The 14,301-nt window shown below is 57.7% G+C and carries 9 protein-coding genes; 5 read left to right on the forward strand and 4 right to left on the reverse strand.

Annotation, left to right across the window (positions count from 1 at the left end):
- Positions 1-120 precede the first annotated feature (120 nt).
- Together AUC61_RS17150 and AUC61_RS17155 are read right to left on the reverse strand one after the other, a co-directional pair.
- A complete protein-coding gene (locus AUC61_RS17150) occupies positions 121-1,320 on the reverse strand; it encodes an MFS transporter (RefSeq protein ID WP_243247387.1) in 1,200 nt (399 codons plus the stop codon).
- Positions 1,321-1,468: 148 nt separating this feature from the next.
- Positions 1,469-2,374, reverse strand: a complete 906-nt coding sequence (locus tag AUC61_RS17155) for a LysR family transcriptional regulator (protein WP_243247388.1) — start codon at positions 2,372-2,374, stop codon at positions 1,469-1,471.
- A gap of 344 nt (positions 2,375-2,718) precedes the next feature.
- On the opposite strand from AUC61_RS17155, the gene AUC61_RS17160 reads away from it, so the two are divergent.
- From AUC61_RS17160 to AUC61_RS17175, 4 genes are all read left to right on the forward strand, one after another.
- Positions 2,719-4,293: an ATP-binding protein gene (locus AUC61_RS17160; RefSeq protein WP_243247389.1), complete on the forward strand. Its 1,575-nt coding sequence runs from the start codon at positions 2,719-2,721 to the stop codon at positions 4,291-4,293.
- A 24-nt stretch (positions 4,294-4,317) separates the two neighbouring features.
- A complete protein-coding gene (locus AUC61_RS17165) occupies positions 4,318-4,932 on the forward strand; it encodes a response regulator transcription factor (protein ID WP_243247390.1) in 615 nt (204 codons plus the stop codon).
- Between the two features lie 97 nt (positions 4,933-5,029).
- On the forward strand, positions 5,030-5,392 hold the full coding sequence (locus tag AUC61_RS17170) for a response regulator transcription factor (protein ID WP_243247391.1): 363 nt from the start codon (positions 5,030-5,032) through the stop codon (positions 5,390-5,392).
- A 9-nt stretch (positions 5,393-5,401) separates the two neighbouring features.
- Complete coding sequence (locus tag AUC61_RS17175; protein ID WP_243247392.1) at positions 5,402-10,945, forward strand: trifunctional serine/threonine-protein kinase/ATP-binding protein/sensor histidine kinase; 5,544 nt, start codon at positions 5,402-5,404, stop codon at positions 10,943-10,945.
- 208 nt (positions 10,946-11,153) lie between these two features.
- Here the strand turns inward: AUC61_RS17175 and AUC61_RS17180 are convergent, their stop codons facing one another.
- Positions 11,154-11,975 carry an alpha/beta fold hydrolase gene (locus tag AUC61_RS17180; protein ID WP_243247393.1) on the reverse strand — a complete coding sequence of 274 codons (822 nt, stop codon included), beginning with the start codon at positions 11,973-11,975 and terminating at the stop codon, positions 11,154-11,156.
- A 238-nt stretch (positions 11,976-12,213) separates the two neighbouring features.
- On the opposite strand from AUC61_RS17180, the gene AUC61_RS17185 reads away from it, so the two are divergent.
- Complete coding sequence (locus tag AUC61_RS17185) at positions 12,214-12,900, forward strand: helix-turn-helix domain-containing protein (RefSeq protein ID WP_243247394.1); 687 nt, start codon at positions 12,214-12,216, stop codon at positions 12,898-12,900.
- Here AUC61_RS17185 and AUC61_RS17190 read toward each other — a convergent pair whose 3' ends face one another.
- Complete coding sequence (locus tag AUC61_RS17190; protein ID WP_243247395.1) at positions 12,901-14,220, reverse strand: OprD family porin; 1,320 nt, start codon at positions 14,218-14,220, stop codon at positions 12,901-12,903.
- Positions 14,221-14,301 lie beyond the last annotated feature (81 nt).

A 14,301-nucleotide genomic window follows, 5' to 3' on the forward strand; every position in this document is an offset into this window, starting at 1 on the left:
CGCATTTGCTGTTGGAGCGAGGCTTGCCCGCGAAGCAGACGACGCGGCAGGTCTGGAAGGCTGCGTCATCGTGCTTCGCGGGCAAGCCTCGCTCCAACAGGAGAGGGTATTCCCCGGACATCAATCCTTACGGCGGCCAGCCACCACAAACACAACCAGCGCAATCAACGGCAAGCCTGCACCCAGTAGTACAACGCCATGCCAGCCGTTCTGTTCGTACAGGCTGCTCGCCAGGGCAGAGCCGATAGCACCGCCGACGAAGATGCTGGTCATGTACAAGGCGTTCAAACGACCACGGCTGGCCGGGTCAAGGGCGTAGACGGCGCGTTGCCCCAGTACCATGTTCATTTGTACCGCGAAGTCGAGTAAAACCCCGGTAATCGCCAGGCCAATCACGCTGTAACCCGGCTGGCTCAGCCCAATCAAAAAAGCGACGGGTGCGAGGCTCATGGCAAGGAAGGACGCACGTCGGGTGTGACCGGCATCGGCCAGACGCCCGGCTACAGGGGCTGCAATGGCACCAATGGCACCCACGAGTGCAAACAGGGCGATCTGGGTTTGCGAAAGGCCGAACTGCCTCGACAGCTCAATCGGTACGGCTGTCCAGAACAGGCTGAACGCGGCAAACAGCAGACCCTGGTACAGCGCCCGATGACGCAACACCGAATGCGTGCGCAGCAAGGTCAGCAACGAACCCAGCAGTTGCCCGTAAGAGGCTTTGTGATCCGGGGTACGTTTGGGAATGGTCAGGGCCAGCACCATAATGATCGCCAGCATGACCACCGACGCGGTCATGAACACTGCGCGCCAGCCGAAATGGTCGGCGATCAGGCTGGACAGCGGTCGGGCCAGCAGGATGCCCAGTAGCAGACCGCCCATGATATTGCCGACCACTTGCCCGCGGGTTTCTTCGGGGGCCAGATGCGCCGCTAGCGGCACCAGCATTTGTACGGATACCGAACTGAAGCCGATCAACAGGGAGATCATCAGAAACCCGTTGGCGTGTTCGCTGAAGGCTGCGGCCAAGAGGCTGGCAGTCGCCACGACTGCGGTGCCGATCATCAGCTTTCGGTTTTCCAGCAGGTCAGCCAGAGGTACCAGGAACAGCAGGCCAAGGGCGTAGCCGATCTGGGTCAGCGATACGATCAGGCTGGCGCTGTGTGCTGACAGACCCACGTCGGGGGCAATCAGCTCGACGATGGGCTGGGCATAGTAAATGTTCGCCACAATGGCGCCGCAGCAAAAAGCGAAGAGCAGCACGAGGCCGCGAGTCAGGGTGTGCTGAGGCGTTTGAGCGGATGACGCTGCTGAGGGATTCATACGGGTTGGCTCATGTTCTGTCTGGATGGGGTCAGTCCGTAGCGACAGGCTAACGGCTTGGTATGGCTGCAACTCTAAGCGAGCCGTGGGCTGAGCAGAATCGCTGGCTTGCGCAACACAGCGTTGCGCAAAAAGCACCGCGGTATGTTCATTGCGTCGTGCCCACGACTTCTGTGAGGAAGTTGATGAAGCTATTTACCCGCCGGGAACCACGATGGTTGGGTAAATACAGCGCATTGATGGCTGAGTGGGCACGGTCCGGGTTGATTTCATAGTCGCTGAGTACGCGGGTCAGCCTGCCTTGGTCTACGTCCGCGCTTACCAGCCAGTCGGCCAGTAAAGCCATTCCTGCACCCGCCAGAGCCGCCTTGCGCAGAACATCGGCATTACTGCTTTTCAGGCGACCCTTGACCTCTACCTGCCGGGCTTCGCCGTCACGCAAGAAGCTCCAGACCTGCCGGTGGGCGGCGTAACTGAAGCGCAGGCAGTCATGCTCAAGCAGGTCGTCAGGTTTGACGGGGTGGCCGTTTACAGCCAGATATTCCGGGCTCGCGACCACCCAGCGGCTGAACTCGCCGATCTTGCGGCACACCAGCTCATCGGTAGGGGCGGCTGCGCCCAGACGAATCGCCACGTCATAACGCCCGCCCAGCAGGTCGTCCAGGTCATCGCTGAGGTTGAAGTCCAGTTCCAGATGCGGATGGCGGGCCAGAAAACGCCCCAGATGCGGTGCTATAAGACGTCGTCCGAACTCGACCGGCACGCAGACTCGTAATTGCCCCACCGGCTCGTCGCCGCGATCCATGATCTGTGCGTCGGCATCGGCTACATCCTCAAGGATCTTGCGGGCTTTCTGATAATAACGGGCACCAGCTTCGGTCAGGGTGACCTGGCGCGTCGAGCGATTGAGCAGCACGGCCCCGAGCTCTGTCTCCAGTGCATCGACCATACGGGTGACCGAAGAGGTCGCGAGATCGAGCTTGCGTGCCGCAGCGGAAAAGCCCTTGGCGTCTACGGCCTCGACGAACATTTTCAGTGCTGACAACTTGTCCATCGACGCTCCAGCGGAAATCGGCAGTCAGGTAATAGTAAGGACATTATCGCGATCTTGATAAGGGCACAGACGTACAAGTTCTCAGGTCTGCCCAATTGTTACATTTATAGCGGATGGCTACTATGATAGTGCTTCATCTGCAAGTTCAACCCATACACTTGTATGATTGTGCTTAGTCGCAACTAAAGTTTATTGATTTAGTCGGGTTCCTATCCTTATAGATAGTATCGGTAGAATGAATTAGCTGCTTACATACGCTGAGCCGCCAGTGATAAATTCCCGTTGATCGCGATTGATCCCTGCGCCGGATACTTACCGACACCCGACGGACAGCGTGAATAAAAATGATCAGTCTCGGTCAAGCCAGCGTCTCTCTTGAATTAAGAGAAGTGTTCAGAAACGGCGTACCGCTGCGGGTAGGCACCCGTGCGTTCGATATTCTGGAGCTGTTGATTTCCTGTCCGGGCCGACTGGTCAGCAAGGACGAAATTCTTCAGCGGGTCTGGCCAGACACCGTGGTCGAAGAAAACAACTTGCAGGTGCACGTCTCAGCGCTGCGCAAAGCCCTGGGTGAAGACCGCGATCTGATCCGGACCATTCCCGGTCGTGGTTACATGTTGGTGGGTGGTGAGGATGATTCTGCGCTTGCATCTGCAACAGATCATGCGGATGCACCCTGCGGCAACGGCTTCGGTGGCGCGATGCTGCGTAAAAGTGATTTGCCCCATAACGTCGCCTTGATCGGGCGCGAACAGGCACTGGAAGAAGTCTGCGAGGCATTGCTGGGTGATCCGTTGGTGAGCCTGGTAGGTTCGGGAGGGATTGGCAAAACGTCGCTGGCGGTTGCGGTGGCTCACCACTTGTCCCTGACGGAAAGCCTGCACGTCTGCTTTGTGCCGCTGGCGCAGGTGGTCAGCCCTGAGCGTATCGTTGAGTCCCTGGCCTTTGCGCTGGATCTGGTAGTGTTGCCCGGGCAGCCGCTGATTGAATCCATTGTCGAGTGCCTGGATCAGCAGAACCGCCTGGTCATTCTGGATAATTGCGAGCACCTGATCGAAGCGGTTGCAGCGGTCAGTGAGCATTTGCTGCGCAGTTGTCCATCGTTACGCATCCTCATCACCAGTCGTGAGCCACTGCGGATTGGTGGCGAACGTACACTCAGCGTGAGGCCGCTGGATATTCCGGAGCAGGGCGCTGGTCGGGAAGTCATTCTGCAAAGCAGCTCAGCACAATTGTTCATGACTCGCCTGCGCGCCCTGGATTGCTTTTTCCCTGCTGAACACCTCCAGACGCTGGATGAGCAAAGTGTTGAGTTGATCGCGCAGACGTGTCGGCAACTGGACGGTATCCCGCTGGCGCTGGAGATGGCTGCTGCCAGGGCGGCCACTCTGGGGTTGTTTGAGTTGGTGCAAAGTCTGCAACTTAACCCGCATTTATTGTCCGGTGGTCTGCGCAGTGCGCCGGATCGGCATCAGTCACTGGTGGCATCCATGGAGTGGAGCTATCGTTTGCTCAGCCCGGACGAATGTGCGGTACTGGAGCGCCTGGGGCGACTGGAGGGGCGTTTTACCCTTGCCCAGGCGTGCGAAATGGCCCAGACCTCAGTGTTGCCAAAAGGGCGAGTGATGGACTGCATCGTCAGTCTGGCGCAGAAGTCCTTGTTGCTGGTGGTGGCCGAAGGGCCATTCCGGTTTTACCGGCTGTTACGCGTTACCCGCAGCTGGCTCAGGGAAGCAGTCGGCAAGCTGTCGGGCGACAATGTTTCACCGCAGGGCGCCTGGCAGGGTGCTGAACGACTGCAGAGCGCTGAGCGTCCCGTATCGATGCCGGTGATTGCGTCCTGGGGGGCGCCCCACAGTCAGCACGAGTCAGACTATTTTCATCGCAATCACCAACGAATTCTGGCGACAAGCCAATAGCATCAAGCTTCGGAAAATCTGTATATGAGCGCAACATCCAAGGTTTATGTAGTCGACGATGAGTGTGCGATTCGCACGTCGTTGGCTCGCCTGCTGCATTCTGCCGACATCAATACCGAGTGTTTTGCCAGCGCCCAGGAGTTTCTCCAGCAACGTTTTGAGGATCAGCCGACGTGCTTGCTACTGGATGTCAATCTTGCGACGTCCAGCGGTTTTGATGTGCAAGAGGAGCTACTGCGGCGAGGCCATCGTTTTCCGATTATTTTCATGACTGGTTTTGGCACTATTCCGATGTCGGTAAAGGCCATCAAGGCGGGGGCGCACGAGTTCCTGACCAAGCCCTTCGAGCCGGACCATTTGCTGATGGTTGTGCGTCAGGCGCTTGAGCACGACGAAGGCGATCTGGTCAGTCGCCTGCATGTCGAAAGCGTCAGGCGCCGGTTCGATACCTTGACACCGCGCGAGCGGGAAGTGATGACGCTGCTGGTAACCGGCAAGATGAACAAACAGATTGCCAGCGATCTGGGCACCAGTGAAATCACGGTGAAAGTTCATAAACGGCACATTATGACGAAGATGAAGGCGCGCACCTTGATTGACCTGGTCAAGATGCACGAACAATTAAGTCTGGTGAGTTGATTGATAACAGCACAATTATACATAGAGTCAATCACCCACTTTGGACGATTGGCGTAGTCTCTGTTTCTATTACTTTTACTGTCATGAAGTTGAGCTTATGATCCTCATCTGCGTTGTTGATGACGACGCTTCCGTGCGAAACGGTCTTGGTAATCTTCTCAAGTCTTTGGGGTATGCCTCTGTGGGCTTTGCATCGGGCGAGGAGTTTCTGGCTTCTTCAACAATTGATGAAGCGGATTGCGTATTTCTTGATTTGATGATGAAAGGTATGCAAGGGCTGGAGGTGCTTCAGGAGTTGAAAGCGGCGGGTAACCCCGTCGCGGTGTTTTGCATGTCAGCCCAGGATGATGAGGGCACCATTCGTCGAACACTCGACGCCGGCGCTTTGGGATTCTTGCGCAAGCCTTTCTCGGAAGACGCGTTACTCGATGCGATAAAGCGGGCACTTGAACACCAGTAAAGGTCTTTTATGAGTAGCATCCGGGCAGCGCCAGGCCCCAGCGTTCAGGTCAAGGCCGATTCACAAGCCGAAGGCTACACGCCGCAGTGGCTGTCGCTTTTGTCCTGGGACTTGCTCTTTGTCGACGGAGAAATTGATCGTTATCGCGTCCATGTGCAGGGCTGCTACCGCCAGTGGCTGATTTTTCGCTCCTCGGCGCGTCAGGTGGAGAGCAGTCAGCGACGTATCGAGCACGAGTTTTTCCTGTCGCCCCGGCTTGAGCCGCAGTGGGCATTGGTCCCTCAAGCTGTGCTGCATACTGCCGAAGGTCCGCTGCTGGTCTGTGATGACCCTGGCGGTCAGGCGCTGCATGAGCTCGCTGACGGCAAAATATCCATTGATCGCTTCCTGCGCTTTGCACTGGGCGCAGCCCGGGCCGTTGGGCAAGCGCATGGTAACGGCCTGTTGCACAGAGATATCAAACCGAGCAATCTGATTCAGGGCGCCGATGGCATCGTGCGGCTCACGGGGTTTGGCGTCAGTACCGAGGTCCACTCCGGCACTTCTGCAAGTGTCGACGATGCCATCTGCGGAACGCTGGCCTACATGTCTCCCGAGCAGGCGGGACGTGTCGGGCAGCAGGCGGATCAGCGTAGCGACCTTTATTCATTAGGCATGACGTTCTATGAGCTGCTGACCGGCAGATTGCCCTTTGAAGCCAGTGACGCGGTTGAGTGGGTGTATTGCCATGTGGCTCGTCAGCCGCCGTCCCCGCGGCAATTCCGCAACTCGATTCCCGTGCCACTGTGTCAGGTGATTGAGCAACTGATTGCCAAGAACCCTGCGGATCGCTATCAAACGGCGTGCAGCCTTGAGGCTGACTTGCGCAAGTGCCTGACGCAGTGGAGTGAGTTTCAGCATATCGCTGCGTTTGAGCCTGCCGGTAAGGATCGCCGACAACAAGGCAGTGAACCGCACGTCTTGCTGACGCGGCCCGTTGAGCACCAGGCGCTGCACGCGGCGTTTAGCCGGGTAGCCGAGTCGGGGCTGTGCGAAATAGTGCTGCTTTCAGGGCAAACCGGCGCTGGTAAATCCACTCTGGTTCGTCAGCTGCATCAGGATCTTGCCCTGAGTCGGGTGTTATTTGCGTCCGGAAAGTTTGACCAGACGGCGCACAATGGCCCTTACGCTTCTCTGGCCCAGGCATTGCGCTCACTGATCATGCGCGTGCTGGGGGAGACGACGGAGGAGTTGCAGCTGTGGCGTGACAAGCTGGCGCTGGCGGTTGCCGGGCATGGTCGTTTAATCGCAAATCTGGTGCCCGAGATCGAGTTCATTCTTGGGCCGCAGGCGCCAGGGCCGGATTTGCCCGCCAATGAAACCAAGCATTTATTCCATTACGTGCTGCAGCGCTTTCTGAACAGTTTTGTCAGTCCCGAGCGGCCGTTGGTGTTGTTCTTTGATGACCTGCAGTGGCTTGACGACGCGACCCTGTCGTTTATCTCGTCGTTCAGTTCCGGGCAATACCGAAACATTCTTTTGATACTTGCCTACCGCGACGGTCAGGCCGGTGATTCTTCCCTGTTAGGCGACTTCATCAGCTTGTTGCGCCGGGCACCTGCGAGGCTTACAGAGATTCACGTAGGCGCACTGGATCTGGATGCAGTCGCGCAGTGGGTTGGTTTGACCCTGGACGCTGAGGCTGCACAGATAACGCCGTTAGCGGAGCTTATTCACGAAAAAACCGGCGGTAATCCGTTTTTCGTTGGCCAGTTGTTGCGCACTTTGCTGGAGGAGCAACTGATCCGCTTTGACCCTCGGGCCAGCCGGTGGAACTGGAGTGAGGAGGGTATTCGCGATCATCGACATGCCGAGAACGTCATCGACCTGATGGTGGTACGGATTGCTCGACTTCCTGCGCAGACACGGCGTGTGCTTGGTCAGATGGCCTGCGTGGGTTCAAGCGTCGACTTGTGGACTCTGGCGCGGATAAGCCATGCAGATGAGGCCGCTCTGCGCGCCGACCTGAACCCTGCCATAGAGGCCGGCCTGGTGGTTGAGGATCACCAGGGGTTTGCGTTCTACCACGATCGCGTGCAGGAGTCGGCTTATGAGCTGACGCCTCTGTCTGCAAGGCCTTCTGAACATGCGCGCATTGCCCGCCTGTTGATCGCCGGCCTTGAGGGCAGGGGGCGTGCGGATCAGATATTCCGTATTACCGGTCACTTGCAGCGCATACAACTAGAGCCGATAGATGATGCCGAGCGTCGTCTGTTCTGCGCTTTGTTGGTACAGGCAGCACAACAGGCCATGGAGTCTGCGGCGATTCAGTCTGCCTTGGGGTATCTGCTGACGGCCAGGTCATTGATCGTTGACTGGCGCTGGCAGGACGATGCCGAACTCAGTCGCGAGCTGGGCATGGTGCACGCCCAGTGCCTGATTCTGGATGGGCAGTTTGAGCGGGCGAGTGAGGTTATCGACGAGTTGCTCTGTCAGGTTCAGTCCCATGTACCTCGCGCAGAAGTTTACGGCCTGAAAGTCGAACTGCAGATGCTGACCTGCAGTTATCAGGACGCAGTGAGGACGGCGGGTGAAGGTCTACGGATGTTTGGCATTCATATCCCGGTGCAGATCGATGATCGGGAAGTCGAGCAGCGTTATCGATTTTTGCTGGACGTGCTGGGTACGCGGCAGATTAGCTCGCTGGCTGACTTGCCTGAAATGCGCAACGTGTCCTATGAGGCTGCCATGGGCCTGATGGCGAGCATGATCGCCCCGGCTTCGTTTATCGACGATGACCTGCTGTTTGTCCTGACGTGCGAGATGGCCCTGTTATCCCTCGAGTATGGCGTCTGTCCGGCTGCGACCCATGGTCTTGGATGGTTCGGCGTGGCACTGGCTCACCAGTACGGAGCTTATGAAGACGCGGCGGCGTATGCGCAATTGGCACGGACACTGGTTTCGCGTCACGGCTATGCCAGCTCCGAAAGCGCAACGCTGGTTGCCCTGGATCAGGTCAGCGTCTGGACCCAGCCACTGGAGCATGCGCTGGGCTACGCCAGATCAGCATTTGCCAGCAGTTACAACGCGGGCAACCTGACCATGAGTTGCTATGCCTCTGTGCATGTCGTGTCAAACCTGCTGGTGATGGGCGAGTACCTCGAAAAAATTGAAGAAGAAATCGAGAGAGGCCTGGACTTCGCCCGGCGGGTGCGTTTTCGGGATGTGGAAGATGCGTTAATGACCTTCGCCGGTTTCATTGGCGCCCTGCGTCAGGGCCGCGACTCAATCCCGGACGGACTGGCCAGCGCCCGCGACAGCGCCATGACGCCCGTAGCATTCTGGTGGTGGTTGTTCGAAGGTATCTCCAGATACATCTATCGCGACTTCGTCGGTTCGGCGCAGTGCCTGGAAAAGGCGAGTAACCTTGCGTGGTCGACACCTGCGCATATTCATCTGTTCGACCTGCATTTTTTCAGCGCATTGAATCTGGCTGCGGGTTGTCGTAATGGGGAGGGCGCCGAGGGAGTGCTCGACCGCATGGCACCGCACCTGGAAAAACTTGAGCGCTGGGCGGCCCTCAACCCGCAGAATTTCAAGGACAAGGCCTTGTTGGTGCGAGCGGAAAAGGCCCGTGTGCAGGGGAATGATTTTGCCGCAATGACGCTCTATGAAGGTGCGATCACCGCTGCAGCCAATGGCGGCTTCGTTCATGTGCAGGCGCTGGCCCATGAGCTGGCAGGCGAGTTTCATCATGTTCGCGGGCTGTACACCTCTGCACGCAGTCATTACCGCAATGCGCGTGACTGTTATCACCGCTGGGGAGCATCGGGCAAGGTAGCGGGCCTCGAAGCGCGCGGCGGCATTCTCCGTGCGCAGGCATCTTTGTCGCGGCCTTCGGTCAGTATTTCCGTGGGGCAGGAGTCACTGGATCTGGTCTCGGTCATGAAGGCGTCTCAGGCACTCTCCGGGGAAATCGTTCTGGACCGGCTGATCGGCACCCTGCTGACCCACACGATTGTCCATGCAGGGGCTCAGCAGGCACTGTTACTGCTCGTCAACGACGATGCGCCACAGGTCAGAGCCACCGGTAAAGCCAATGAGTCGGGCATCGACGTCGATTTGTCCGTGATGATGCCAACAGGCAGGGATCTGCCGCTGTCGATGCTCTATACCGTGATGCGCACCCGACAGCTGATCGTGCTGGACAACGCCATGCAGCCGCATGCCTTCAGCGAAGACGAGTACTTCCGGGATCGCCTCATACGTTCTGTGCTGTGCCTGCCGCTGGTCAAGCAGGGCGAGGTGGTGGGGGTGCTGTATCTGGAAAACAACCTGGCGCCGGGTGTCTTCACTTCCAGTCGTACTGCGGTCCTGGAACTGCTTGCCGGACAGGCCGCCATCTCGCTGGAAAATGCTCGTTTGTATGCCGAGTTGCTGGAGGAAAACAGTCGTCGCAAGGAGATTGAAGCCGCGCTGCGAACCAGTAAGGCAACGCTTGCATTGGGTCAGCGTATCAGCCAGTCGGGCAGTTTTCGCTGGGATCCGGTCATCGACGAGGCGCAATGGTCCGACGAGTTGTTCGCGGTCTGGGGGCTGCCGGTGAGTGCCACTGCGCCCTCACTGCCCGAACTGGAACCGATGATTCACGCCGAAGACCTGCAAGCCTTCTCGTCGATGTTGTCGCGGGCATTGCGCAGCTCCAGTGCGTTTGAGCACACGTTCCGGATTGTCAGGCCTGATGGCGCGGTTCGTCACCTTGAACTGCTCGGAGAGCCCGACGGTGATCAGTTTTTTGTCGGTGTGGTCAGCGATGTCACCGAGCGCAAGAATACTGAAACTGCTTTGCGTACTGCCCGTGCGGAATTGGGCAGGGTGTCCCAGGCAACGACCATGGGTGAATTGGCGGCGTCGATCGCTCATGAAATCAATCAGCCGCTGGCGTCGATTGTTTCCAATGCCAGTGCCAGCATGCGCTGGTTGAGTCGGCAAGTGCCGGTGGTCGACGAGGCGCTGGCCGGGCTGGGGGACATCGTCAATGATGGCAAACGTGCTGCCGATATTGTGCGTGCGTTGCAGTCGCTGGCCAGGCAAGCCCCGCTCAATCGTGAGCCGTTGTACATCAACGAAGTGATTCGACAGGTCGTGTTGTTGACTGCCAGCGAGATTGAGCAGCGTCAGGTATTGCTCTACAAGGCGGTCAGTGAACCTCAGTTGCAGGTGGAAGGGGATGCCGTGCAGTTGCAGCAAGTGATCCTGAATCTGATCATGAATGCAGTGGATGCTATGAGCGATCTCCATGACCGGCCGCGGCGACTGGCGATCAGTTGCGATACCGTGGCGGGTGAGTACGTTGTAGTCAGTGTTCAGGACAATGGCTTCGGGATTGATCCGGTGCACCTGGAGCGGTTGTTCGATGCATTTTTCACCACCAAGGAAAAAGGCATGGGCATGGGGCTGGCGATCTGCAGGTCAATCATCGACGCCCATGGCGGGATGCTGCGTGCGTTTTCCGGACGGTCGAGCGGGGCGGTGTTTGTGTTTACCTTGCCGGTGGTGAGGCAAGGGCAATGAGACCTGAGCGCCTGTATCAGCGGAATGCAGCCGCTGCGTTGTCGCGCAGCAAAGTTTGGGCCTGTAGGAGCGCATAAGCACCGCGAGGCCGCGATGGCGGTGCATCAGGCAGGACGCCATCGCTGCCTCGCGGTGCTCGTGAGCTCTTACAGAAAAGCATCCCAAATCAGGTCGTCATATTTTTTGATGAGAGCTGATCCTGGCTGATTCAACCCCGCGCAAACTCCAGCAAATCCTTGTTCAACTCATCCTTGTGCGTGAAGTACACCGCGTGCGGTGCGCCAGGATAGACCTTGAGTTGCGCGCCCGGGATCAGCGCGGCTGCCGCTTTACCGGTGACGTCGAAATTGACCACTGCATCGCCGTCCCCGTGAATGACCAGCGTCGGCACATCAAACTTCGCCAGATCTGGACGGAAGTCAGTTTCCGAGAATGCCCCGACGCAGTCCAGAGTGCCTTTGATGCCGGCTTGCAGCGCCATGCCCTGCGTCCAGTCCAGCATGGGCTTGCCTACCGAAGAACCCGGTTGATCACTGCCCGTGAAGATCGGGCCGAAAGCATCAAGGAACGCTGCACGGTCATTCAGTACGCCCGAGCGGATACCGTCAAAAATAGCCGGGTCCATGCCTTCCGGGTGATCTTCGCGACGAATCATCAATGGCGTGACCGCGCTCACCAGCACTGCTTTGGAAACGCGCTCGCTGCCATGACGGCCGATGTAACGCGCAACCTCGCCACCGCCCATCGAGAAACCTACCAGCGTCACGTCGGTGAGATTCAGCGAAGTGATCAGCGCCTGCAGATCGTCAGCGAAGGTGTCGTAGTCATAACCTGTCCATGGCTGGCTGGAACGGCCGAATCCACGGCGGTCATGAGCGATGACCCGAAAGCCGTTTTCGGCCAGGAAGTTCATCTGGTATTCCCACATGTCGGCATTTAACGGCCAACCGTGACACAGAACGATGGGCTGGCCGCTGCCCCAATCCTTGTAGTAAATCTGGGTGCCGTCAGTGGTGGTAATCGTAGGCATGATCTTCTCCGGGGTGGGCTTGAACAAAGGTTTGCAAGTTGAGCCCTGACGTTAGGCTTCGATGCAGTTCAAGTCTTTGGCATCGTCTGAAACGTTCTTAACCTGCCTGTGAGCCTGATGGTCAGGGTGGCGCTGATTAACCTGCGCTTCAGAACGTTTAATGTTTTGCAAAGGACTTTAAGGGTCGCCATCACCAGACTCGATCCCTGCCATACACCTCTGAGCAGGAGAGTCTGTAATGAATGCGTTCAGCCCGTTATCCATCCGTCATATCGAACAAGCTGCGGTCAGTCAGGTTCCATCTTTCGACACCTTGTCGTCCGCCGTAGAAGAACTGATGAAGTCTGCATCGGTTGACGCCACCCGTGAAGCGAGTCTGAAACTGCTGGAAAGCAGCGTTACAACCCCGGGCATTGATCCGTTGGCCTACCGATTGATTTGCTCGCTGCTGCCAGCCTTGCGTGACCGTCAGGCTGATCATGACGACTCTGTCGAGCGTGCGATGCTGGTGCTTTGTTCGCATTTGTCCACGCGCTTCGAAACACCCAAGGCCGCGCCGCAACCTTGCGAGAAAGTCGCCCTGTCGCCCTGGCAGGAGCGCCGTGCCAAGGAAATGATGTCCAGCCATATGGATCGCGGCCTGTCCATCGCCCAGATCGCTACCGAGTGCTCGTTGTCACGCAGCCATTTTTCCCGGGCATTCAAGAAAAACACCGGTTACTCTCCGCGAGACTGGTTCCTGCAGGTCCGTCTGGACAAGGCAAAGGCATTGCTGACCGAGACCAGTATTTCCATTTCGCGTATCAGCCTTGACTGTGGTTTCGCCGATCAGTCTCATTTCACTCGTGTGTTTACCCGGGTCGCAGGCCTGACGCCTTTCAACTGGAGACGCTCCCTGTCTACGCAAGGCCGTCAGGCGGGTTGATCAGTTGAGAAGGTCCAGCGGATATTCGATAACCAGATAAAGCCGATCGATATCGTCCCCGGCCTGCGCCGTATTGGCTCGATGAGAGACATGGGAAACGTTCAGCGACAGGTCTTTGGCCGGTCCCGACTGTACGGTGTATTTGAGGTCAATATCGCGTTCCCAGTGTCGACCGCCTTTGCCCTGAATGGGCTGGTAACGCCCGGTATCACTGTCGAACGGGTTATAGGCCCCGCCCTGAGCGGCGTGAGTACCATCGATTTTGTCACCGGTGACGTAACGGGTCATGAATTTAAGCCCTGGTACTCCCAGCGTCGCGAAATCCAGGTCGTATCGTGCTTGCCATGATTGTTCATGGGCGCCATTGAAGTCTGCGTACTTGATTGAGTTCGCCAGATAAATAGAGTCGCCTCCCACGAAGTCGAAAGGGCTGTCGCCGTCGATTTTCTGCCACGCAACCGTCAGTGCCTGGCTGCCAAAGCGGTATTTTGCCGACAGGCTGAAGGCCGTGTTGTTGATCGATCCGGCATCTGCATTGCCACTGTCCAGAGTCCGGTAGACATTGCTATCCAGCAGTAAAGAGCTGTTGGCCGAAAGCGCTTGATTCAGGTGCAGGTTGCCGTAGTACTGCTGCCAGGTGTCAGACAGTTGCGACGCGTAGAGCGAACCGCCCAATGGCCCGTCACCTGAAAACTCGATCCCGGCCAGACTGATGCTCTTATTGCGCGTGGTTGCGCCGTAACCGTCGAAGTCGTCGTGAGTGCTGGAGGCGTTCTGATTCTTGAAGGCCGTGAAGTGTCCGGCGACCATTCGCAGGCCTTCAATTTCTTCGCTGTCGAGGAAAAAGCCGGTGGCGTATTCCGGTTGCAAGCGCTTGTCTGCGGTGTCGAACACCGGCGTTTCAACCTCCATCTCGCCAAACTTCAGCGTTGTTTTCGAATAACGCAACTTGAGTGCTGCGCCGCCGCTGGAGTAGTCGTGTTCAGCACGACCATCGCTGTCCAGCGGCAGCAGACCGGCACCTGCATGTCCGCGTCCACCGTCCAGTTTCAGCCCATAAAAAGCGTGAGCATCGATACCGACACCGACGTCTCCCTGAGTAAAGCCTGATTTCAGATTGGCGATGAAGCCCTGCGCCCATTCCTGGCGATAGCTTTGCCCGTTATGGCCGGTGCGGTAGTCGTTGTGCAGAAAGAAATTGCGCGAGAGCAGGTTCAGGGTCGTATCTTCTACAAAGCCATGCTCTTCAGCGCTGACCGTCATCGCTCTGGTGGAGCCGAGGATTGCCAGCGCGGCAACCAGTGTGAAACGAACGTGCATAAGCCTGCCCTTTTTCTGTGAGGCGCACAGGCTGGCAGGTGTGGGGCGGGAGGAATTGATTGGGTGTGCGCAAATGTTTTC

Origin of the sequence: Pseudomonas maioricensis (genome assembly GCF_022790535.1) — a bacterium.
GTDB classification, from domain to species: Bacteria; Pseudomonadota; Gammaproteobacteria; order Pseudomonadales; family Pseudomonadaceae; genus Aquipseudomonas; species Aquipseudomonas maioricensis.